At 61.4% G+C, this 19,722-nt stretch carries 24 protein-coding genes and 2 pseudogenes; 15 read left to right on the top strand and 11 right to left on the bottom strand.

Translation table 11 applies throughout. From position 1 onward, the window contains the following. Positions 1–11: 11 nt before the first annotated feature. Positions 12–524 carry a BA14K family protein gene (locus tag A6U98_RS22550; RefSeq protein ID WP_064652891.1) on the top strand — a complete coding sequence of 171 codons (513 nt, stop codon included), beginning with the start codon at positions 12–14 and terminating at the stop codon, positions 522–524. A gap of 150 nt (positions 525–674) precedes the next feature. Continuing rightward, entirely contained in the window at positions 675–1,259 is a 585-nt protein-coding gene (locus A6U98_RS22545; RefSeq protein ID WP_064652888.1) for a GNAT family N-acetyltransferase, read from the top strand. Between the two features lie 129 nt (positions 1,260–1,388). Here the strand turns inward: A6U98_RS22545 and A6U98_RS22540 are convergent, their stop codons facing one another. The 3 genes from A6U98_RS22540 to A6U98_RS22530 all read right to left on the bottom strand — a co-directional run bounded on the left by A6U98_RS22540 (position 1,389) and on the right by A6U98_RS22530 (position 4,515). Beyond that, positions 1,389–2,288, bottom strand: coding sequence for a DUF3313 domain-containing protein (locus A6U98_RS22540; RefSeq protein WP_064652886.1), 900 nt, complete (start codon positions 2,286–2,288; stop codon positions 1,389–1,391). A gap of 203 nt (positions 2,289–2,491) precedes the next feature. Then, positions 2,492–3,844, bottom strand: a complete 1,353-nt coding sequence (locus A6U98_RS22535; protein ID WP_064652885.1) for a HAMP domain-containing sensor histidine kinase — start codon at positions 3,842–3,844, stop codon at positions 2,492–2,494. Next, positions 3,844–4,515: a response regulator transcription factor gene (locus tag A6U98_RS22530; RefSeq protein ID WP_064652883.1), complete on the bottom strand. Its 672-nt coding sequence runs from the start codon at positions 4,513–4,515 to the stop codon at positions 3,844–3,846. Before A6U98_RS22530 ends, A6U98_RS22535 begins: the two co-directional genes overlap by 1 nt. A gap of 140 nt (positions 4,516–4,655) precedes the next feature. On the opposite strand from A6U98_RS22530, the gene A6U98_RS37255 reads away from it, so the two are divergent. Further along, complete coding sequence (locus A6U98_RS37255) at positions 4,656–4,802, top strand: hypothetical protein (RefSeq protein WP_197496426.1); 147 nt, start codon at positions 4,656–4,658, stop codon at positions 4,800–4,802. A 15-nt stretch (positions 4,803–4,817) separates the two neighbouring features. On the opposite strand, the gene A6U98_RS22525 is transcribed toward A6U98_RS37255, so the two are convergent. Beyond that, positions 4,818–5,360 (bottom strand): NADPH-dependent FMN reductase, encoded by a 543-nt coding sequence (locus A6U98_RS22525; RefSeq protein WP_064652882.1) that lies wholly within the window; start codon positions 5,358–5,360, stop codon positions 4,818–4,820. A gap of 157 nt (positions 5,361–5,517) precedes the next feature. Here A6U98_RS22525 and A6U98_RS38145 point away from each other — a divergent pair. Next, positions 5,518–5,892, top strand: a pseudogene (locus tag A6U98_RS38145) (ATP-binding cassette domain-containing protein); the annotation flags it as partial. Positions 5,893–5,924: 32 nt separating this feature from the next. Here A6U98_RS38145 and A6U98_RS38140 read toward each other — a convergent pair. After that, positions 5,925–6,446, bottom strand: a complete 522-nt coding sequence (locus A6U98_RS38140) for a helix-turn-helix domain-containing protein (RefSeq protein WP_064652878.1) — start codon at positions 6,444–6,446, stop codon at positions 5,925–5,927. Between the two features lie 90 nt (positions 6,447–6,536). Between A6U98_RS38140 and A6U98_RS22510 the strand changes: the two genes are divergently transcribed. Then, a complete protein-coding gene (locus A6U98_RS22510; protein ID WP_064652877.1) occupies positions 6,537–7,178 on the top strand; it encodes a dihydrofolate reductase family protein in 642 nt (213 codons plus the stop codon). A 344-nt stretch (positions 7,179–7,522) separates the two neighbouring features. Next, complete coding sequence (locus A6U98_RS22505) at positions 7,523–7,726, top strand: hypothetical protein (RefSeq protein ID WP_064652875.1); 204 nt, start codon at positions 7,523–7,525, stop codon at positions 7,724–7,726. Positions 7,727–7,892: 166 nt separating this feature from the next. On the opposite strand, the gene A6U98_RS22500 is transcribed toward A6U98_RS22505, so the two are convergent. Next, the gene (locus tag A6U98_RS22500; protein ID WP_064652873.1) at positions 7,893–8,537 is read right to left on the bottom strand and encodes a TetR family transcriptional regulator; all 645 of its coding nucleotides are present in this window, start codon (positions 8,535–8,537) and stop codon (positions 7,893–7,895) included. An 88-nt stretch (positions 8,538–8,625) separates the two neighbouring features. Here A6U98_RS22500 and A6U98_RS22495 point away from each other — a divergent pair, with 88 nt between their 5' ends. Further along, positions 8,626–9,279 (top strand): class I SAM-dependent methyltransferase, encoded by a 654-nt coding sequence (locus A6U98_RS22495; protein ID WP_064652871.1) that lies wholly within the window; start codon positions 8,626–8,628, stop codon positions 9,277–9,279. A 66-nt stretch (positions 9,280–9,345) separates the two neighbouring features. Here A6U98_RS22495 and A6U98_RS22490 read toward each other — a convergent pair whose 3' ends face one another. Further along, on the bottom strand, positions 9,346–9,966 hold the full coding sequence (locus A6U98_RS22490; protein WP_064652869.1) for a TetR/AcrR family transcriptional regulator: 621 nt from the start codon (positions 9,964–9,966) through the stop codon (positions 9,346–9,348). A gap of 130 nt (positions 9,967–10,096) precedes the next feature. Here A6U98_RS22490 and A6U98_RS22485 point away from each other — a divergent pair, with 130 nt between their 5' ends. Further along, the gene (locus tag A6U98_RS22485) at positions 10,097–11,128 is read left to right on the top strand and encodes an aldo/keto reductase (protein ID WP_064652868.1); all 1,032 of its coding nucleotides are present in this window, start codon (positions 10,097–10,099) and stop codon (positions 11,126–11,128) included. A gap of 234 nt (positions 11,129–11,362) precedes the next feature. Here A6U98_RS22485 and A6U98_RS22480 read toward each other — a convergent pair whose 3' ends face one another. Then, positions 11,363–12,238, bottom strand: coding sequence for a helix-turn-helix domain-containing GNAT family N-acetyltransferase (locus tag A6U98_RS22480; RefSeq protein WP_064652866.1), 876 nt, complete (start codon positions 12,236–12,238; stop codon positions 11,363–11,365). Between the two features lie 62 nt (positions 12,239–12,300). Here A6U98_RS22480 and A6U98_RS22475 point away from each other — a divergent pair. Next, a pseudogene (locus A6U98_RS22475) lies at positions 12,301–13,197 on the top strand (hypothetical protein). Positions 13,198–13,275: 78 nt separating this feature from the next. Here the strand turns inward: A6U98_RS22475 and A6U98_RS22470 are convergent. Beyond that, positions 13,276–13,653: a helix-turn-helix domain-containing protein gene (locus A6U98_RS22470; protein WP_184500063.1), complete on the bottom strand. Its 378-nt coding sequence runs from the start codon at positions 13,651–13,653 to the stop codon at positions 13,276–13,278. Between the two features lie 131 nt (positions 13,654–13,784). On the opposite strand from A6U98_RS22470, the gene A6U98_RS22465 reads away from it, so the two are divergent. After that, positions 13,785–14,624: an SDR family oxidoreductase gene (locus A6U98_RS22465; protein WP_064652864.1), complete on the top strand. Its 840-nt coding sequence runs from the start codon at positions 13,785–13,787 to the stop codon at positions 14,622–14,624. 116 nt (positions 14,625–14,740) lie between these two features. Next, positions 14,741–15,103, top strand: coding sequence for a hypothetical protein (locus A6U98_RS22460; RefSeq protein ID WP_064652862.1), 363 nt, complete (start codon positions 14,741–14,743; stop codon positions 15,101–15,103). A 17-nt stretch (positions 15,104–15,120) separates the two neighbouring features. Here the strand turns inward: A6U98_RS22460 and A6U98_RS22455 are convergent, their stop codons facing one another. Next, positions 15,121–15,588, bottom strand: coding sequence for an Lrp/AsnC family transcriptional regulator (locus tag A6U98_RS22455; protein ID WP_064652860.1), 468 nt, complete (start codon positions 15,586–15,588; stop codon positions 15,121–15,123). Between the two features lie 124 nt (positions 15,589–15,712). Here A6U98_RS22455 and A6U98_RS22450 point away from each other — a divergent pair, with 124 nt between their 5' ends. Both A6U98_RS22450 and A6U98_RS37250 read left to right on the top strand, forming a co-directional pair. Continuing rightward, positions 15,713–16,924: an argininosuccinate synthase gene (locus A6U98_RS22450; RefSeq protein WP_064652858.1), complete on the top strand. Its 1,212-nt coding sequence runs from the start codon at positions 15,713–15,715 to the stop codon at positions 16,922–16,924. Between the two features lie 254 nt (positions 16,925–17,178). After that, positions 17,179–17,352, top strand: a complete 174-nt coding sequence (locus tag A6U98_RS37250; RefSeq protein ID WP_197496425.1) for a hypothetical protein — start codon at positions 17,179–17,181, stop codon at positions 17,350–17,352. Positions 17,353–17,387: 35 nt separating this feature from the next. Here A6U98_RS37250 and A6U98_RS22445 read toward each other — a convergent pair whose 3' ends face one another. Continuing rightward, a complete protein-coding gene (locus A6U98_RS22445) occupies positions 17,388–17,771 on the bottom strand; it encodes a VOC family protein (protein WP_064652856.1) in 384 nt (127 codons plus the stop codon). Positions 17,772–17,988: 217 nt separating this feature from the next. Here A6U98_RS22445 and ubiA point away from each other — a divergent pair, with 217 nt between their 5' ends. Both ubiA and A6U98_RS22435 read left to right on the top strand, forming a co-directional pair. Next, positions 17,989–18,903, top strand: a complete 915-nt coding sequence (gene ubiA, locus A6U98_RS22440) for a 4-hydroxybenzoate octaprenyltransferase (RefSeq protein ID WP_064653076.1) — start codon at positions 17,989–17,991, stop codon at positions 18,901–18,903. Between the two features lie 22 nt (positions 18,904–18,925). Continuing rightward, a complete protein-coding gene (locus tag A6U98_RS22435; protein ID WP_064652854.1) occupies positions 18,926–19,702 on the top strand; it encodes a phosphodiester glycosidase family protein in 777 nt (258 codons plus the stop codon). Positions 19,703–19,722 lie beyond the last annotated feature (20 nt).

Here is a 19,722-nt window from a genome sequence, read left to right as displayed (position 1 = left end):
AGGTGAGTGAAATGAACAAATTCGGCATCATTGCCCTGTCGATAGCGACGGCCTTCTCGGGAATGCCGGCCTCGGCGGCCCCGATCTTCGTGCCGAGCCCGATGCTATCGGCCCAACCGGCGGCTCAAAATAGCGATGCCAAAATCATGACCGTCGCCTGCAATCCATACTCCATCGTCTGCTCGCGCGACGGCGAAAACCGCAGATCCTACCGCAATCGCGACCGTGACAACGATCGCGACCGCGACCGCCGCAGCTACCGCGACCGCCGCTATGACCGCGACGACCGCTATGGCTCGGATCGCCGCTACGATCGCCGGTATCGCCGACATGACAACAACGGCGCCATCATCGGCGGCCTGGCAGCCGGCGCCCTCATCGGCGGCATCATCGCTTCGCAGCCGCGCGCGCGCACCTATAGTTCTGGTTCGCATGCGGAGTATTGCTATAGCCGCTACCGGTCATACCGCGCCTATGACAATACCTACCAGCCGAACTACGGCCCGCGCCGCCAGTGCCGGTAATCCGGCCCATCCATCGGAGCAAGCCTCGCATGACGATGCGGGGCTTTTTTTGATACCCGGAAGCCCCTTGCACAGCTTCAATCGCCGGCCGGTCATGCTTGCCTGCGCGACCAAGATTGATTGGCTAGGCGACACCGACCTGGGTGCGAAATGACATCTGGAGATACAGCAAGGCCCGCCGGGCCTGTCGTCCTGCTGCCGCCGGAACTGGAAAACCTGTCGGGCTTCGAAGCGGCGCTCGCCGCCGGCTGGTCTCCGCGCCGAACGGGCGACCAAGCTTATGTTCGCGGTGAACTTCAGCGGCTGCGCCAGGACCGGGCGAAGTTCCTCGGCGATCTCATTGCTGATGGCAGGCGATGCATCGGATCCCGATCGCCGCCTCTCACCACCCGCCGGTTCTGGATCTGGGACGGCGAATTCTGCGGCAGCATCAGCCTGCGCTTTCAAGCGTGCAGCGAGGAGCTGCCGCCCGACGTATCGGGTCATGTCGGATATTCCGTCGTGCCGTGGAAACAGCGCAATGGCCACGCGACGGCCGCCCTGACTCTTCTGCTGGCAGTCGCGGCGAAGGAAGGCCTCGACCGACTCGTCATCCTCTGCAACGAGGACAATGACGCCTCGCGGCGCGTGATCGAGCGCAATGGCGGCGAATTGTTCATGCGCGGCCCACATCCCTCCGACAGGCCCGATCAGATCAAACTGTATTTCTGGCAGAGGGCCGGAACCGCCTGCTGACGTGAAGCGCGACGGAATTCCAGACGGACGGAGCACAGGCCTTGCCCGCCTTTGCTCCGTCCGTCCCGTCAGCCTGGGGCGGGCTGAGTGCTGGTCGCGGCGGCAGTCGGTGCCGCCGTGCATCGTCTCTCAATAGGTCGCGGCCGGTTTCGGCTTCTTCTCGGTCCATTGCGGCGGCGCGCCGTATTTAGCGGCCACGGCCCCCATCAGTCCGGGCGGCCGGCCGAAGGCGTCGCAGGCGGCGTATTTCGGTTTTCCGCCGAGCCAGGATTTCATCCGCTGCCCTGAGGGCAGCGAGATATCCAATCCCTTCGCCTCCTTGCCTTTGATCAGCATGCGGGAAAACTCGCTGCTGAATTTCGAAGCCAGGCTATAGGCGTCGCCGACTTCGGAAACGCGGGGGTTGTTCTGCAGCGAGTTTGCTCCGCGCGACCAGACGATCGCCGCCCGCTGGACACCACCGCTGTCGACGGCTTCCGCCTCGACCGCCAGTCCGCCGAGGCCGGCCGGCAAGCGGGGCACGCCCACCGGCAGCACGAAACCGGTGCCGACGGTCACGACGGTCGAAACACCCGCCATCGCCTTGTTGGTCGGCACGATGTCGGTGACGACGGAGCGGATCGTCAAATCCGCCGGCTGGCCGGCAAAGACCAGCTGATATTTGTCGCTGAGCGAAATGCAGAGCGCCCGGTCCAGCGCGTTCGCCACCATCACGCGGTCGGCGTCCGATCTGACGCGGGTCGCAGCGCTGAAGGCGAAGGTTGTCGGCACGATGCTCACCGTCTTTGCCGGGCTAAGGCGCGTCCCATCGACATAGACGCGCGATTTCGACAGCTTGCCCTTCGGCGCGCCGAGATTGCCGTAGGAAGAAAGCGTGCCGGCCTCCTTCAGTGGCACCGAGCTGCACCCGGCCGCGGCCATGGCGAGCGCCAGCGGCAGAGCGAAGGACAAGCCTCTCGACGCCACGGGGAAGGAAAATGGGAATGGATTGCTGCGCACGCTGTCTGGCCTCCGTCGCCGATAGCGCATAACCCCGAAAATCGAAATCGATTCTCGGAAAAGGATTATGCGCAGGTTTAAAGCGCTAGAGCGTCCTTGGCGCGTCTTCTCGGACGCGCGGCGCTCTAGTGTCGGGCGGAAAGTGACGGTCGAGAATTGCCGCAACATTACCGTTTTCTTCCCAGAGCCCATCCTGGTCAGACCCAGGTGGATGCTGCTCAGCAGTCCCGATCTTATGCGAGTTCGATCGTCACCCGCGTCCCGACAGCACTGCTCTCGATGCTGACCTCGCCGCCATGATTTGCGGCGACCTGCTTGACCAGGCTGAGGCCGAGACCGGCGCCCCTGCTTTTCGGGGTGACGCGATAGAAAGGCTCGAACACCAGCTCCCGATGTTCGGCCGGAATACCCGGCCCTTCGTCGGCAACACTGATCCGGCCGCCGCCGGGAGGCGAGCGCGATACCGAAACCGTGATCATCCCCCTGTTGCCACCGTGGTCGATGGCGTTGCGCACGAGGTTGCTCATAGCCCGTGGCAGCGCGGAAGGGCTGCCCCGGCGCTCAAGGCTCTCCGCCTCGCTCAGGAACGAGATTTGATAGCCGTCGGCAATCGCCAGCGGTGCGAGATCGGCAACGACCGTTCGGGCGACTTCGACGAGATCGATCGTTTCGTGCAGATCGATCGCCTGATTGTTACGCTCGAAATCGAGCAGTTGTTCGGCAGTCTCGGCGAGGCGCGCGACGTCATCGAGCAATCGCCTGCGGTCCTGGCCCTCGGGTGTTCCGTCGATCCGCGTCTGCATGATCGCGATCGGCGTCCTGAGTTCATGCGCGGCATCGATCAGGAAGTGTTGCCGTTTGCGGAATTCATTTTCCAGCCGGTCAAGCGCCTCGTTGAAGGCAATCACCAGCGGGGCCACCTCCTTGGGGATGCCGTCCAGAGGCAGGCGTGCATCGTAGCGGCGAGGTTCAATCTCCGATGCCTTGCGGGCAACCTCGCTGACACTGGCCAGGGCACGCCTGACAATTCGCGGAACGGCAAGAAAAACCGCCGGCAAGGCGACGGTGAGCAGCGAGACATAGATCGGATAGACGGCGCCCATAAGGACAAGAACGGGCCAACCCTTGTCAGCGACGCCGCCAAACAGAACTCGGAGCTCGCCTATGGCAGTCTCCACGTTTTCAACGGACGCGATCTCGTTGGTGCCGACCGATCCCCTGATGTCTGCGCCCTGGAACAAATGGGTGAGATGCGCAAGTTCACTATAGGCTGCAGGAATGGCGCCATAGGATACCGAAGAACCGTTCGTCGTGGCGGCGACATACCAAAGCCCGTCATACTGCTCCTTGAGCGACGCCAGCTCTGGCGTATCGCGTATTTCAAGCTGGCCCTGCGCATCGAGCGTGACGGACCGGGCCAGAACCGCGGTGATATGATCCTCCAGTGCGACATTGGGGGAGAGGATCGTGGCGCCATAAACGCAGAGGCCGAAGATCACCGCCGCCACCACTGCGACGAAGACAATGCTGAGCTGCCAGCTGAGCCGCCACCAAAGCGACGGATTGGCGTATTGCGCCTTGGCCATCATTCTTCCTTCATGAGATAACCGACGCCGCGGATATTATGGATCGCGACGCCGGCGCCGGCATCGATCAGCCGCTTGCGCAGCCGAGAAATATGCGCGTCGAGCGCATTCGACTGGATTTCCTCTTCGTAGTTATAAACCGCCGCCTCCAGTGTCGAGCGCAGCACGGTCTTCTCTTTGCGCCTTGCGAGTGCCGCCAGCACCAGAAGTTCGCGTCGCGGCAGGTCCAGCGGCACGGCATCGACGGTGACACTCAGATGCAGCGGGTCGATCACCATCCGTCCGGCCGTGATCTTGAGTTCGGCCAGTTCAGGCGATCGCCGCAGCACAGCCCTGAGCCGCGCCATCAGCTCCTCCACCAGGAACGGCTTGCCAAGATAGTCGTCGGCGCCGAGATCGAGCCCTTCCACCCGCTGCCTCGGCTCGTTCAGCGCCGTCAGCACGATGATCGGCGTATCCTTGCCCGTCCGCCTGAGCTCCGGAATGAAGCTCAGCCCCTCCCCGTCGGGCAGGCGCCGGTCGAGCAGGATCGCATCGTAGCCATTCTGCCGCGTGAGCTCGACGGCGTCTGCCAGATGCATCGTGTGGTCAGTGACGATCCCATGTTTGCCGAGTGCGGCCGACAGCGCCTCGGCCAGCTCCCTCTCATCTTCTATCAGCAGTATCCGCATCGCCCGTCCATTGTCTCGCTCTCCCCCTCTGTCTGCCACAAGGGTTGCGGCAGCATTGCGGAGCTTGCAAGGCAGCCGGTCATGCTGCTGCAATTGTTGAGGTCCAGCACAAAGAATATTCGCGGCAGCTGGAGATCAAGATGATCCGACCTATCCTCCGTCTCCTGACGAGACACTTCCTCTCCGCCTTCATCCTCGCCGCGCTACTCGCAGCCCCGCTCGTCATTCTGCACACGCTTCACGAAAAAACGACATTCGAGAGCGGCCTGCTGATGGATGTGCGATGATGAAGCGGACGAGCTTCAGGCGGTCTTACTGTCTGCCATGCAATAGGCCGAAAAGGCCTGAAGATAGGCCTGCACCTTCGAACGGTTATCTGCCATCTCGAATCTCCGAACCACCTCGGCTGGATCCAGTTTCATCAGAGGGAGTCGAAGGAAGATATCGCCCGCGAACCGGTCGGTGATGGTCGCGAGAACGGTGCGAAGACCGGCCAGCATGTCGTCGCCCCGATGCGATGCATGCAGCAGGGCAATCGGTTTATGGACGATCTCATCTCCCGATACGAGCCAGTCGATCGCATTCTTGAGGCCGCCGGGAATGGATCGCACATATTCCGGGCTGGCAATGATCACCCCGTCGCTCTGAGCGATCATATCGATGAAATCCCGCACCGCCTCCGGGACATTCTTCCCCTCGAGATCAGGCGAGAATACCGGCAACCGCCCCACGCCGTCGAAGATCGAAACCTCGATATCGCTGGGCGCTATGGCACGGATCGCCCGCAGCATGGCCGTGTTGGTGGAATCGCGCCGGGCGCTGCCGGATATTGCGAGAATCTTCATGACCCCAACAGGAAATGAATGATCATGGCTGTCAACGCAAAAGGCTAGGCTCGATTGAGTAGCGTCCAAAAAGCGACTTTTGCTTGAACTGGCCGAGCCTCGCGTTAGCCTAGGTACTGCTGCCGAATCGGCTGGAATTGCCCTCGAGGAAATACATATGACGGCTTTGATCGAGGCGCGGAGCGTCAGCAAACGCTTCCGGCAGCACAAGAGATTTCCGGGTCTGCTGGGCGCGCTGAAGACGTTGGTGACCAACGAATATACGGAAGTTCTGGCCGTTTCCGACATCGGCTTCGACATCGCGGCGGGCGAAGCCGTGGGTTATCTCGGCCCCAATGGCGCCGGCAAATCGACGATGATCAAGATGATGACCGGCATCCTGGTGCCGAGCGCCGGCACCCTCTCGGTGCTCGGCCGAACGCCGCATCTGAAGCGGATGGACAATGCGTGCGAGATCGGCGTCGTCTTCGGCCAACGCAGCCAGCTGTGGTGGGAACTGGCGCTACGCCACCAGCAAATACCAGGGCGCTGGCGGCTGGTCGAGCGGACCGACCTCCCTGGATATCAGGATGCCTGCGATAACGATCTCGCTCGGACCTCGAGGAATGCCGCCGTCAGCTTCGCCAGTACGGGCGAGGTGGATGTACCGTTGGCGCCGCCGATCGGATCGGCGATGTGGATCTGCCGGAGATCCTCCATGAACTCGTCCCAGAGCGGCGGCCCGCCTTCTTCGAGAAGCTGCGCGCGAATGCTCAGTTCTTCGCTCACAGGCAGATGCCGTCGTCCCCAGGCGCCGATCATGGCAAAGACGGGCACGAGCTGGATCGCCGGCTCCATAAGGCTGTAGATCGCTTTCTGGCTGTGGCTCGGGTCGTCCCGCTTGCTGATGAATCCGAGCGAGAGCAGACGCTTCAGCCTGGCGGCCAGAATGTTGGAGGCAATTCCCTCCTCCGAATGAGTCAGAAGATCGCGGAAATGGCGGCGATTGCCGAACATGATGTCCCTGATGATGATGAGGCTCCACCGATCGCCCAGCACTTCCATCGTCAGGTTGATTGGGCAGCCCGACCGCAGTTCAATATCCACGAATTCTCTCCTTAAAACTGGTTGCAATATAGGATCACTTATGCGACAACGCAACTAGTTTCGATATGCAATCAGGTGGAGGAGAGCAGCATGTCCAAGGTGCGTGTCGCAGCATTTTCCCTTTCCGTGGATGGTTTCGGCGCCGGGCCGGAGCAAAGCATGAGCGATCCGCTGGGCAAGCGGGGAACGGAGATGTTCGAATGGTTTTTCCGTACCCGCACCTTCCGCGCGATGATCGGAAAGGACGGCGGTTCTGAAGGCGTCGACGAGGGTTATGCGGCCCGCGGCATGGCCAATTTCGGAGCTTTCATTCTCGGACGCAACATGTTCGGTCCTATCCGCGGCGATTGGCCGGATGATGCCTGGAAGGGCTGGTGGGGGCCGAACCCGCCCTATCACGCGCCGACCTATATCCTGACGCACTATCCCCGCGAATCGATCGTCATGGAGGGTGGCACGACGTTTCACTTCGTCACCGGTGGCATCGAGGACGCGCTTGACAAGGCGAAGGCTGCGGCCGGCGGCAAGGATGTGAAAATCGGCGGCGGCGTCAGCACCGTCCGTCAGTATCTGCAAGCCGGCCTGATCGACGAACTGCATTTCGCCATTTCCCCGGTCGTGCTCGGCAAGGGCGAGGCGATGTTTGCAGGCATCGACCTCCCCGCCCTCGGCTTCCGCGTCGCCGAGCATGTCGCAACCGAACACGCCACGCATATCGTGCTGGCGAAATAAACGAGTCCCCGCCGGGCAGTTCCAAAACGTCGCCGTAGAAGCGAACGCATTCCTCGAAGCGTTTTGTTCAGTATGATACCATGGGTCTTGACCTGCAGCCCCCCATTTCCGCTGACATCGTCGCTCATCTGCTGCTCCTCAGATGCCCGAGCGCCGTGAGATTGTGTTGGCTCCATGCCCGACCGGCAGGCCCGGATCGCCGGCACCGGGCCGTCACAGAAGTGTGTCAAAATAGCACTGGTGTTGTCGCGAAATGGGCGTAAGTTAGCATTGCCTACGATTAGATCAGCGGCGAAACCGTTTGAGACCATGCGTGTTCTTGACGCTTCTTGGAGTGTACGAAGATGCTCCTGTCGCTCATTTCACTCGACGACGACGATATAACCATCGTCACTGATGCCGTTCGGCAGTGGTGTTGCGAGAAGAAGCTCGACATCGACAGCATCGAAGGACACCGCGCCATTACCGTCGCCGTCGATCTCGTTCAGATGAGCACCGGCCGTGACAGACTGTTTTCCGAGCTGTCGAAGCAGTTGGACGACCGCTAATCCGACATCCATCCATCGAAGCCGAGGCGTCCTCCAATGACCGATGTTGAGGATGCCGCGCTTTCCCTTGCCGTCCCCGTTGCGTCACCGCCGAGGAGCATCAGCGCCTAAGAGAGCCTCATCCTGACGGGGTTCAAAGGGCAAGGCGGATGTGTCGCCAGGAACGTCATGCCCCGCCCCGGCCAGCCCCAAGCAATTCGAGGTAGGCGCAAAACATATCAGCCATGGCGTCAGCATAGGCGTCGATCTCGGCAAGGCTCCGAGGAGCCTCCGAGAACTGCTTGCCCACTGTGCCGAGCGTCGTGGTGATCAGCTCGCCGGCCAGCACCCGTGTCGCCTCCGGCGCAGAAGGCAGCACTTCCTGCATGAATAGTTCGACGATGCGGTCTCCCGATGCCCTCGCCGCCTGCGCCTCCGGTGCATCGCGATAAAGAGGCGCTGCGTCGTGAAGCGCCACGCGCATCGCCGCCTCCTCGCACTCCGAGCGGAGGAAGGCATGGACGAGGCGGCGGAGCCTTTCGAGCGGCGGCCTTTGCGCATCGGCGAGGATGCCGCCGAGCATGTCCGTCGTCTGCCGCCATTCGTCGCTCTGCAGCCGGAAGAGGATCGCCGCCTTGTTGGGGAAATACTGGTAGAGCGATCCGATGCTGACGCCCGCCCTTTCGGCCACCCGCGCCGTCGTGAAACGCTGGGCGCCTTCTCGCGCCAAAACCTGAGCAGCCGCATCCAGGATCGCCGCCACGAGCTCCGCTGAGCGGGCCTGCTTGGGCTGTTTTCGCGAGGAAATCCGGGCCCTTGGACGATCGGTCATGACAGCGTTCCGCAATGCGAATAGCAGATGCGACGAATTACTCGTATTTTTTGCTCCACGCAAGAAGCTGTCACCAAGGAGATATGACATGACGACACTGACCACCGCCCCGCTGGCGCCCCTGCTCAATGGCCTGTTCGAAGAGGCCGCCACGGCGACGAGCCCGGCAATGTCGGCCCTGTCAGGTGATGAGCGAATGCGCCTGATTGGCAGCAAGACCGAATATCTCGACCTTTACGGGCGCCTGAAGGATCTCTGGCTTCCAGTCTCCAAGGAGGCCGGCGCACTGCTCTACATGCTGGCGCGAAGCAGCCGCGCACGTACGATTGTCGAATTCGGCACATCCTTCGGCATCTCGACCCTGCATCTCGCAGCCGCGCTCCGCGACAATGGCGGCGGCCGGCTGATCACCAGCGAGTTCGAGCCGTCGAAGCTGGTCCGCGCCCGCGCCAACCTGACGGCCGGCGGCCTCATCGACCTCGTCGAGATCCGCGAAGGCGATGCCCTTGAGACCCTGAGCACGGATCTCCCGGAAACGATCGACCTGCTCTTCCTCGATGGCGCCAAGGCGCTCTATCGCGATATCCTGGAACTGGTGGAAGACCGCCTGAGGCCGGGCGCCCTTATCGTCGCCGACAATGCCGACCTCTGCCCGGAATACCTCGCCCGCGTACGCTCGCCCGCAGCCGGCTACCTCTCGACCCCATTCGAAGAGGATATCGAGCTGTCGATGCGGGCCTGACGCCATGCCATTGCCCGGCCGAGCACGCGTGCCGGCCGGGCAATGGCCCGTTTCATTGTCGGGGCTTCACCGCTGTACGGCGCCGTAGCGCAGCCCGTCGACCAGCAGGGAAACCATGCGCCGGGCATGTTCGGGTCCTTGGGCGTAGGCCTGCATGCTGAGGCTCGCAGCCGCATTCAGAAGATCCTCGGCGGCGATATCGGTGCGCACCTCGCCGGCGGCAGCAGCGGCGTCGAGAAGCGAGCGAAGGGCGGGATGCAGTCGCTGCTGGAAGTAGGCGGGCAAGGGATCGAAGGCCGGGTTGCCGGAGTGCAGGGCCGCCGCAAGCCCGCGCTTGGCCGCGATGAAATCCACGAACCGCTGCATCCATCTGGCCAGCGCCTCGCCCGGCGCATGTTCGGCGGCAAGGATCGGCGCGGCTTCGGCGCAGGCATTGATTTCGCGGCGGAAGACGGCAACGATGAGATCGGAACGCTCGGGAAAATGCCTATAGACGGTGCCGATGCCGACGCCGGCCTTCTCTGCAATCTCGCGCACTGGGGCGTCGACGCCAGAGCTCGCAAATACCGCCATCGCCGCCTGAAGCAGTCCGTCGAGATTGCGTTTGGCGTCGGCGCGCACGGGCCTATGCGCCCTTTCCCCAGCTCTCCGGCCGTCCTCCTGCTCTTTTCTCTCGTCGCTCATCATTCACTCACTTGCAAAACGGAACACCGTTCCGTATATAAACGGAATGCGGTTCCGCTTATGTAACATGGCGCGACGGTGTTGGCCACATCGATGCGCGTGAAGTCCGCCTCCCCAATAAAAGGAACAGACCATGCAGTACCGCACGCTTGGAAGAACTGGCATCAAGGTCAGCCCCTATTGCCTCGGCGCGATGATGTTTGGCGCCGCCGGCAATCCCGACCACGAGGATTCGATCCGGATCATCCACAAGGCTCTCGATGCCGGCATCAACTTCATCGACACCGCCGATATCTACAGCCGCGGCGAATCCGAGGAGATCGTCGGCAAGGCGCTCAAGGGCCGGCGCGACGACATCGTGCTCGCCACCAAGGCACATCTGCCGATGGGCGACAACCCGAACCGGCAGGGCAATTCACGCCGCTGGCTGACCTGCGCGGTCGAGGATTCGCTCCGCCGCCTGCAGACCGACCATATCGATCTCTACCTGATCCACCGGCCGGCACCCGATACCGATATCGAGGAGACGCTGTCGGCCCTCACCGACCTGATGCGGGGGGGCAAGGTGCGCGCCGTGGGATCGTCGACCTTCCCCGTCTCGGAAATCGTCGAGGCGCAATGGGTTTCCGAGCGCCGCGGGCTGGCACGTTTCCGCGCCGAGCAGCCGCCCTATTCGATCCTCAATCGCAGTATCGAACGCGAAGTTCTGCCCGCCTGCGAGCGTTACGGAATGGGCGCGATGGTGTGGAGCCCGCTGGCAATGGGCATGCTCACCGGCAAATACCGCAAGGGCGCGCCGCAACCCGACAGCGCCCGCGCCAAACGCTTCCCCAGGCAGATGAACGACGAGCGCCGGCTGGACGCGGTCGAACGGCTCATCCCGCTCGCGCAGCAGGCAGGTCTTTCGCTGGCGCACATGGCGATGGCCTTCGCTATCGCCCATCCCGCCGTCACCTCGGCAATCATCGGTCCGCGCACGATGGAGCACTTCGACGATCTGCTAGCCGGCGCCGGGGTGAGCCTGACGGACGAAATCCTCGACCGGATCGACGCGATCGTCCCGCCCGGCACCGACACCGGCCCGTTGGAGGCGGCCTATAACCCGCCTGCGGTGATACAGCCGAACCTGCGCCGCCGCCCGATAACAGAGCGCTTCGCCGCCTGATCCTCGGGGGTGAGGCCCGGTCCTGCGAAGCAGGAGCGATCGATCCAGTGAATCGATCGCAGGGCCGAACGCCCTGAGCCATGCGAAGGGCCGGGCAACGGCGGCGCCTCACCTTCCTCCTTCCTATGCTCGCCACAGGAAGGAGGAAGGGTAAACATCTGCTGCGAATTCGACTGCCGTTCCGTTTCAAATTGCCGAAGGCCCAAACCACGGGCAACACAAAGCGACCTTCGCTTAAAGGCGTTTCTCAAAGAACGTGTCCGGGTATGGGTCGTCGTTGAAACGGTCGATCTCACTCCATCCGGTTCCACGGTAAAGCAGCGTTGCCTCAGGCAGAGCACTATGCGTATCCAGACGCAGGAGCTTGATGGATAGCTCGCGGGCGATGTTCTCGGAAGCCGTCATAAGGCGCGTTGCGAGCCCAAGGCCACGTGCGGATGGGGCGACCCAGAGCCTTTTGATCTCCGCGACCTCGCCGCCATTGCCCTTCAGCCCGACACAGCCGATCGGCAGGCCATCCGACATGGCCACCAGGAACGCACCGTGCGGACGGATCATATCCTTGGCGTCGGGATCGCGAGAAAGCGATACATCGAAACCCTTCTCGAAGCGGCGCGCAAGTTCGCCGTAGTATTCGTTCAGACAATAGCTGGCGTCCTCGTGCCGAGGGTCTTTCTCCTCCAGCACGATCTGCTCACGCCTCAGCGAAGAAGCGACGATATCCATGGCGCGCAGCAGTTCGTCCGGGCGGCGATGGCGCGCCAGAAACGATTTCGCCTGCGCATTGGAAAGCGCTTCATAAGCCTGAAACTCGGAACGGCCGGTTTCCGTCAGCCTGGCAACGCGGCGACGCGCGTCCTGAGGGTTCAGCACCGTCTCGATGAGACCCTCCTCCTCCAGACTGCGCAGCAGGCGGCTCATCAAGCCGGAGTCGAGACCGAGATAATCGCGGATCACCGCAACATCCGATTGCCCCCGGCCGATCGAATTGAGGACGCGGGCAGCACCCAGCGGACGGCCGCGTCCGAGGAAGGAGGTATCGAGAGCGCCGACTTCGGAGGTAACGGCACGGTTGAAGCGTCGGACACGAGAGACAGGATCGTAGGTCATTTTATCTGACTTTAGTCAGATAACTGATCCTGTCAATTCAAAGCATTCCAAGGGACACGCAAATGAGCCGCGCGGTCCCCCGCCATCCGCCTTGCGCGCTACCATCCCCTCGCCTATGGGAATGGCAACGTTCCCAAGGCCCCTTCCGTGTTCCGTTTTGCTTTCCACGCCCTGATCGTTCTCATCCTGACGCTGCTGACGCAGATCGGCGGCATCGCCTATCTCGCGGCGCTGGCCGCCTCACGCGCCTCGGGCTTACGGCGGTTTCTGGCAAAGCTTGCGATCTTCCTGCTTTGCTATGCCGGCGCCACCTTTGCCGCGAGCCTCGCTGCGCCAATCTTCGGGCGAGTTCCCCTCTCCTGCGTCGCCGAGGCCGCGGATCGGCTCGTGGTCCGCTCCCCGATCTATTGCCTGCTGAACCGCAACTACGTCACACCCGAGGTACGCGATCTGGCAAAGGCGCTTGCCGCCCACATGGACAGGGAATTCCCCGGAACCGTCACGGTCGCGCTGGATGCGAATTTCCCCTTCGTGAGAGGCTTTCCGCTGCTGCCGCATCTGTCGCATGCCGACGGGAAAAAGCTCGACTTCGCCTATTATTACAAGGATCTGGACGGCGCCTTCTTGAATGGCGGCACCCGCTCCCCGATCGGCTATTTCGCCTTCGAGCAACCCGCCCCGGAGACGAACTGCCATGCGAAGGGCGCAACGACTGGCTCACCACCCGCTGGAACTTCGATGCGCTACAGCCTCTGTTTCCGGCCTATCGGATCGGGGAGCAGCGCACATCGGCCGCGATCGGCTGGCTAACGAGCGAAGGCGTTGCGAAGTTCGGCCTGCAGAAGATCTTCATCGAGCCGCATCTCAAGAACGCACTCGGCATTACCGACAGCCATGTCCGTTTTCAAGGCTGCCGCGCCGCCCGCCACGACGACCATATTCATATCCAGGTCGAGTGATCCTCTCGACGGCGCCTTCGGCCCAGATCCTCTGGAGCGGCGCACAGTATAGATCGCCGTCGCGGCCTCCCCGAACTATCAAACGGGGTGGGTTTCGTCATAGGCACGTTGTGCCGCAAAAATAGCATCCATATTTTTCTCGGCCCAGTGGGCAAGAGCGGAAACGGTATCCGTCAGGGTGTGCCCCAGCGGCGTCAGCGCATATTCGACGGTCACCGGCACGGTCGGAAAGATCGTGCGAGAAATCAGCCCGTTGCGCTCCAGCTTCCGCAGCGTCTGGGCCAGAACCTTCTGCGATATGCCTTTGATATCGCGGCGGATGTGATTGAAACGCACCGGCCCGCCTTCCAGCCGGTCGAGAATGAGCAGCGCCCATTTGTCCGCCAGCCGGTCCAGCACCAGCCGCGTCGGGCAGCGGTCCTCATAGACGTTGTAGGCCTGTTGCATCGCCGTCATCTGCTTTTCCCTTCCCGAAGCGGTTTCCCGGAGGAAACCAGGTGACAAAAAAGTGCTCTCTTTTCCAATCCGAATTTCCCTGTATCTATCCAATAGTAAGATAGTTTCCAATAGATACCAAGGAGAGTGACATGAGCAACAAGATTCTCGTTCTCGGCGCGACGGGCACCGTCGGCAAGCATGTCGTGGATGGGCTTCTGGCCAAGGGTGAGGCCGTCAAGGCCGCGTCCCGCACGGGCAAGCCCGTGGCGGGCGCCGAGGGCGTCGTCTTCGACCATGGCAAGCCGGAAACCCATGGCCCAGCCTTCGAGGGCGTCGACCGCGCCCATGTGCTTCTGCCTTCCGGTTATATCGATGCCAAGGGCCTGCTGCTGCCCATCATCGAAGCGGCCGCCAGCCGCAAGGTAAAGGTCGTGTTCCAGAGCGTTTTCGGCGTCGACGCCGACGACTCCATTCCCTATCGCCAGGTCGAGATCGCCCTGGAAACATCAGGCACACCTTACGTCATCCTGCGCCCGAACTGGTTCGCCGACAATTTTCACACCTTCTGGAAGGCCGGCATCGACCATGGCCAGATCGCGCTTCCGGCCGCCGAGGGCAAGTCGAGCTTCATCGACGCCCGAGACATCGCGGCAAGCGCCGTGGCGGCCCTCACCTCCACGGCCTTCGACGGCAAGGCGTTCAATCTGACCGGCCCGGAAGCCCTGTCCTACGCCGAAGCCGCCGTCATCCTTTCCGCGGTCATCGGCAAGCCGATCGCTTACAACGCCATCACGGACGACGCCTTCATTGGCATTCTCACCGGCGCCGGCGTACCGGCCGACTATGCGAGCTTCCTCGCTTCGATCTTCTATCCGGTTCGCCAAGGCTGGACGGCCGTCGTGACTGGCGATGTCGAGACGCTGACGGGCAAGGTGCCGCGTTCGCTGAAGACTTACGCTGCAGATTATGCCGCGGCATTGAAGGCGTAATTGCAAACAAAGTCGCAGGCGGCGGTGTCCGCCGTCTGCCCTCCATGCAATGATAAAAGGAAGTCGGCAATCGCCGCTGCAGCCGCCCCAGGCGACATCCCCCAGGGAGCCATGCCATGCGTCCAGCTATCGCGATCCTCTTCGTGGTCGAAACCTGTCTTTATGCCACTGCCTCGCTCACCCATGCCGGGCTCGTCCTCGAAGGCCACGAACACCGGCAGGCGATGATTGCCGAAGCGGTGATATCAGCCATCCTTCTCCTCGGCCTGATCTCGCTCAGCCTTGACCGACCGTGGAGCCGAATGGCTGCGATCTCGGCCCAGTCTTTTGCCCTCCTCGGCACCCTTGTTGGCGCCTTCACCATCGCCGTCCGCGTCGGCCCGCAAACCAGGCTCGATTACATCACCCATGCCGTGATGATCCTGCTTTTGGTCATAGGCCTCATCTGGCTGGCAAGGAATCCGAACGCCCCGGGGTAAGGATCGAGCCACGACGCCTATCGCAACGGCAGTTCGTAGCTTCGCTTCAGCGTCTCCATCGGCACGTCGGTCTTGACGCTGAGGACGCTCGGGATACGCGTCAGGTGATCGGCCTGAAAACGCCAGTAGCTGTGCAGATCGGCGGTGACGATCCGAAGCACGGCATCGCATTCCCCTGTCGTCAGGTAGCATTCCATCACCTCGGGGAACCGCCTGACGGCTTCGGCGAAGCGGAGCGTGACCTCGGCGTCCTGGGTCTTGAACCAGACGCGGGCAAAAACCGTCAATCCCGCCCCGACCTTTGCAGGGTCCAGCACGGCGACGTAGCGATCGATGATCCCGGCCTCTTCCAGCAGCCGGACGCGACGCAGGCAGGGCGAAGGCGATAGGCCTACCTCCTTCGCCAGATCGACGTTCGAAATACGCCCGTCACGCTGAAGCACGCGCAGGATATGACGGTCGATCAGGTCCAGGATGACTGGCATTTGATAGCTCCAATTCACAGCATAATGGCACGATATGCCAAACTTTCACAATTTTGCGGATGTTTCGCAAGCTCATTGCGCAGAACTTGGCCTATCGTTTCAGCATCATGATGGAGATGGGCTGATGACGAAGATAGAGAAAATTGTGCTTTCTTATTCGGGCGGGCTGGATACCTCGATCATCCTCAAATGGTTGCAGGAAACCTACGGATGCGAGGTGGTGACTTTCACCGCCGATCTCGGCCAGGGCGAGGAGCTCGGGCCGGCACGCGCCAAAGCGGAGATGTCAGGGGTCAAGGACATCCGCATCGTTGATCTGCGTGAGGAGTTCGTCAGCGATTTCGTCTTTCCGATGTTGCGGGCGAACGCGCTCTATGAGGGACAGTATCTGCTGGGCAGTTCCATCGCACGGCCGCTGATTGCCAAGCATCTGGTCGGCATAGCCCGGGAGGTTGGCGCGCATGCAGTTGCCCACGGCGCGACAGGCAAGGGCAATGATCAGGTCCGGTTCGAGCTGGCCGTCAATGCGCTAGACCCGTCGATTAAGATCATTGCTCCCTGGCGCCAATGGAACATACGCTCCCGCATGCAGCTTCTGGAATATGCCGAGCAACATCATATCCTGGTGCCGAGCGACAAGCGCGGCGAGGCGCCGTTCTCGATCGACGCCAACCTGCTGCACACCTCGACCGAAGGCAAGATTCTCGAAAACCCGGCTGAAGTCGCGCCCGATCATGTCTATCAGCGCACGGTCGATCCCGTCGACGCTCCCGACACGCCGGAGATCATCACCATCGGTTTCGAGAGGGGCGATCCGGTTTCGGTGAACGGCAAGGCCATGACGCCGGCCGCATTGCTGACCGGACTCAATGGATTGGGCGGCCGGCACGGCGTCGGGCGGCTCGATCTCGTCGAAAACCGCTTCATCGGCATGAAGTCGAGGGGAATATACGAAACGCCGGGAGGCACGATCCTGCTCGCGGCCCATCGCGGCATTGAATCGATCACGCTGGACCGCGCCGCCGCCCATTTGAAGGACGAAATCATGCCCCGCTACGCCGAGCTGATCTACAACGGCTTCTGGTTCGCGCCTGAGCGCGAAATGCTGCAAGCCCTGATCGACCACAGCCAGACCTTCGTCAGCGGCGAAGTGGCGATAAGGCTCTACAAAGGAAGCGCCTCGGTCATCTCCCGCACCTCCCCCTGCTCACTCTACTCCGCCGACCTCGTCACCTTCGAGGAAAGCGCCATCGCCTACGATCATCATGATGCCGAAGGCTTCATCAGGCTCAACGGCTTGCGGCTCAGGAGATGGGCCGCCCGCAACGGCAGATGACCGCTCGATCTTACGTCAGCCAGCGCACTCAACGCTCACGACTAATGCCCACATTGACGGCACCTTCCTTCGTGGCTGACCGGGGCAGTCAAGGCATCCACGGAGAAGCGCGAATCCAATTTCAAACGATTTTAAAAAAGCAGGTCGGCAAGCTAATCGATTTTAATTTTATCGTTAAAATTTTCTTGTTGCGGCGCACAAGAATTTAGGCATTAATTTTTGCGGATGCTCAGTTTATTCGTTGGAGAACTCGCATGACTGTGACATTTCCGCTAACCGAAAAGCGCGACGCCGAGACATTGCTGAAACACTTGACGTCGCACAATCTCAGCTTTCCGGGAAACTGCGTCGTGTCGCTCAAGACGCACGTCGCCCAGGTCTCATCCTCTCATACGACCGCGCTCGGCACCGCCCGCACCGCTTGGTAGTCCCGAGACGTCGAGTTACGGCAATCGAACTGGCCTCAGCCGTCGTAGACGACAGCAATTTTGTTTCCGGCGGGGTCACGCACGTAAGCGGAGTACCAGTTCGGTCCGTAGTGCGGACGTAGACCAGGCGCGCCCTCGTCCGTTCCGCCGTTGGTCATGGCAGCGTCGTAAAAAGCGTCCACCTCGACGCGGGACTTGGCCATGAAGCCAACCATCGAGCCATTTCCGGCGCTCGCCGGTTCGCCGTCGAATGGCTTGCAAACCCATAGAACGAAACCTTCACCTTTCCCGCCTTCGGAATAGGCGCTCCATCCGGGAAACTCTCGATGTTTGCTCCATCCGATCGTTGCCAAGCTCGCATCATAGAAGCCATTCGATTTGACGGAATCGATTGCGCCGACGGTCGCGTAGACACTCATGATCTTCCCTTTCGCTGCTCCAAGATCGGGAGAATTCATATCGCAAGCATGTGAACACAACAAGAACATCCAGCTGCATTTTCCGCAGAAGGTCAGCGACCAATCGTAAACGGACGGTTATTGCCGTGTCTGCAAAAACTCCTATTCTGGGCAACGCCGATGGCGACAAAGAACTGAGGCTTCCCGGCTATTTGCGACAGGAAATTTGGATTACATCATGACGACTCTGAGCCGCCCCGATCTCAGCGATATCCACCGTGGCGACTGGGTGGATCGCCGGCTGCCGGCCGCATGGCGGCCATATACGCGCTTGGCGCGGCTGGATCGCCCGGTCGGAATATGGTTGACGCTCTTCCCGTGCTGGGCCGCCCTTATCCAGGCATCCCACGGTCTCCCGGACCTCAGGCAATTGACGATCTTCTCTCTCGGCGCTCTTCTGATGCGAAGCGCCGGTTCCACGGTCAACGACATCGCCGATCGAAAGTTTGACGGCCATGTCGAGCGGACCCGCTTTCGGCCTTTGGCCAGCGGAGAGATCGCCACGCTGCGGGCCTTTGTCTTCCTGGCCGTTCAGCTTGCGATTGCGGCTTCGCTTCTGTTTTTCCTGACGCCTTACACCCGCCTCATCGCGATCTGTGTGCTGCCGCTCGTCTTTGTCTACCCGCTCTGCAAGCGCTTCACCCACTGGCCGCAGGCCGTCCTGAGCGCGGCGTTCAATTGGGGGATGTTGATGGCATGGGCCGAGGCTGCCGGACATATCCCGGTCGGCGCCGTGTTGATGTGGGCCGGGGCCATCGCCTGGCAGATCGGCTATGATACGATCTATGCCTATGTCGATCTGAAGGATGACACCCTTCTTGGCCTGAAATCGACGGCAATCCTGTTCGGCCGGCGCGGCAAGACCTTGATCGGCCTGTTCTATGCTCTGGCGCTCGGCGCGTGGTCGTTCGGGGGTTGGCTGTTGGAAATGTCGCCGCCTTACGCGATCGGAATGCTGGTGATCGCCGTCCATCTTGCCTGGCAGACCCAGCGGATCAACCTTGCTCGTCCGGAGGTGAATTATCGCCTGTTCCTGGCGAATATCTTGACCGGGGTATTGCTCGCCTGCACGGCTTTGTCAGGCACATGGTGAGCAGCTCGAGGACGTAGCACCAATGACCTGTCTCAAACATGGCGTGTTCGCCGCGGCCATCATGCTGGCAGCAACGATGACATCCCTGCATCAGGCGCATGCGCAACCATGCGAGCAGGAAAGCTTCGAAGAGGCGAAATACGTCATTTGCACACTGGAACCGGGCAAGGCCGACCTGCGATTGTTCTGGAAGAACGTCGATGGCGCGCCATACCGCGCTTTTTCAAGCCTTGCCGAAGCCGTTCGCGCTGAGGGGCGAACGCTCACTTTCGCCGTCAACGCCGGGATGTATCGGGCTGATTTTTCACCGATGGGACTTTACGTCGAGAACAACAGGGAATTGCAGCCCGCCAATACGACAAAGGCCGAAAGCTCCACCGGTCAGGTGCCGAATTTCTATAAGAAGCCGAACGGCGTATTCTTTCTGGGTGAAGCAAGCGCCGGCATATTCCCGACCGATGAATTTCTGAAGCGTCGGCCCAAGGTGCGGTTCGCCACACAATCCGGCCCGATGCTTGTCATTGCCAACAAGCTGAACCCGATCTTCATCGTCGGCTCGACAGACCGAACCCGCCGTAGCGGTGTCGGCGTCTGCGAGGGTGGCGCGGTTCGTTTCGCGATCAGTGAAGACGGGGTGAATTTCCACGATTTCGCACGCCTCTTCCGCGATCATCTGAAATGCGCAGACGCGTTGTTTCTCGATGGCGGACGAGGCGTCGGACTTTACAATCCGGCAATGGGCCGCAACGACTGGTCCTGGCACGGCGGCTACGGCCCTATCTTCGGATTTATCCAATAGCGCGTGAAGGAGTCGTCTTC

It is taken from the genome of Rhizobium sp. WYCCWR10014, from assembly GCF_001657485.1.
Classification (GTDB): Bacteria; Pseudomonadota; Alphaproteobacteria; order Rhizobiales; family Rhizobiaceae; genus Rhizobium.
The sequence above is the reverse complement of the archived record's forward strand: the minus strand, read 5'-3'. Positions and strand labels throughout refer to the sequence as shown.

What these genes read in the sequence shown, in the direction of transcription:
- A6U98_RS22495 (WP_064652871.1), top strand. Translation starts at nt 8,626, where the DNA reads ATGACGACACTGACCACCGCCCCGCTGGCGCCCCTGCTCAATGGCCTG.
- A6U98_RS22460 (WP_064652862.1), top strand. Translation starts at nt 14,741, where the DNA reads ATGCGTCCAGCTATCGCGATCCTCTTCGTGGTCGAAACCTGTCTTTAT.
- A6U98_RS22535 (WP_064652885.1), bottom strand. Translation starts at nt 3,844, where the DNA reads ATGGCCAAGGCGCAATACGCCAATCCGTCGCTTTGGTGGCGGCTCAGC.
- A6U98_RS22470 (WP_184500063.1), bottom strand. Translation starts at nt 13,653, where the DNA reads ATGACGGCGATGCAACAGGCCTACAACGTCTATGAGGACCGCTGCCCG.
- A6U98_RS22530 (WP_064652883.1), bottom strand. Translation starts at nt 4,515, where the DNA reads ATGCGGATACTGCTGATAGAAGATGAGAGGGAGCTGGCCGAGGCGCTG.
- A6U98_RS22500 (WP_064652873.1), bottom strand. Translation starts at nt 8,537, where the DNA reads ATGACCGATCGTCCAAGGGCCCGGATTTCCTCGCGAAAACAGCCCAAG.
- A6U98_RS22550 (WP_064652891.1), top strand. Translation starts at nt 12, where the DNA reads ATGAACAAATTCGGCATCATTGCCCTGTCGATAGCGACGGCCTTCTCG.
- A6U98_RS22505 (WP_064652875.1), top strand. Translation starts at nt 7,523, where the DNA reads ATGCTCCTGTCGCTCATTTCACTCGACGACGACGATATAACCATCGTC.
- A6U98_RS22480 (WP_064652866.1), bottom strand. Translation starts at nt 12,238, where the DNA reads ATGACCTACGATCCTGTCTCTCGTGTCCGACGCTTCAACCGTGCCGTT.
- A6U98_RS37250 (WP_197496425.1), top strand. Translation starts at nt 17,179, where the DNA reads ATGACTGTGACATTTCCGCTAACCGAAAAGCGCGACGCCGAGACATTG.
- A6U98_RS22435 (WP_064652854.1), top strand. Translation starts at nt 18,926, where the DNA reads ATGACCTGTCTCAAACATGGCGTGTTCGCCGCGGCCATCATGCTGGCA.
- A6U98_RS22445 (WP_064652856.1), bottom strand. Translation starts at nt 17,771, where the DNA reads ATGAGTGTCTACGCGACCGTCGGCGCAATCGATTCCGTCAAATCGAAT.
- A6U98_RS22465 (WP_064652864.1), top strand. Translation starts at nt 13,785, where the DNA reads ATGAGCAACAAGATTCTCGTTCTCGGCGCGACGGGCACCGTCGGCAAG.
- A6U98_RS22525 (WP_064652882.1), bottom strand. Translation starts at nt 5,360, where the DNA reads ATGAAGATTCTCGCAATATCCGGCAGCGCCCGGCGCGATTCCACCAAC.
- A6U98_RS22455 (WP_064652860.1), bottom strand. Translation starts at nt 15,588, where the DNA reads ATGCCAGTCATCCTGGACCTGATCGACCGTCATATCCTGCGCGTGCTT.
- A6U98_RS22490 (WP_064652869.1), bottom strand. Translation starts at nt 9,966, where the DNA reads ATGATGAGCGACGAGAGAAAAGAGCAGGAGGACGGCCGGAGAGCTGGG.
- ubiA (WP_064653076.1), top strand. Translation starts at nt 17,989, where the DNA reads ATGACGACTCTGAGCCGCCCCGATCTCAGCGATATCCACCGTGGCGAC.
- A6U98_RS22450 (WP_064652858.1), top strand. Translation starts at nt 15,713, where the DNA reads ATGACGAAGATAGAGAAAATTGTGCTTTCTTATTCGGGCGGGCTGGAT.
- A6U98_RS22510 (WP_064652877.1), top strand. Translation starts at nt 6,537, where the DNA reads ATGTCCAAGGTGCGTGTCGCAGCATTTTCCCTTTCCGTGGATGGTTTC.
- A6U98_RS37255 (WP_197496426.1), top strand. Translation starts at nt 4,656, where the DNA reads ATGATCCGACCTATCCTCCGTCTCCTGACGAGACACTTCCTCTCCGCC.
- A6U98_RS22485 (WP_064652868.1), top strand. Translation starts at nt 10,097, where the DNA reads ATGCAGTACCGCACGCTTGGAAGAACTGGCATCAAGGTCAGCCCCTAT.
- A6U98_RS22545 (WP_064652888.1), top strand. Translation starts at nt 675, where the DNA reads ATGACATCTGGAGATACAGCAAGGCCCGCCGGGCCTGTCGTCCTGCTG.
- A6U98_RS22540 (WP_064652886.1), bottom strand. Translation starts at nt 2,288, where the DNA reads ATGCGCTATCGGCGACGGAGGCCAGACAGCGTGCGCAGCAATCCATTC.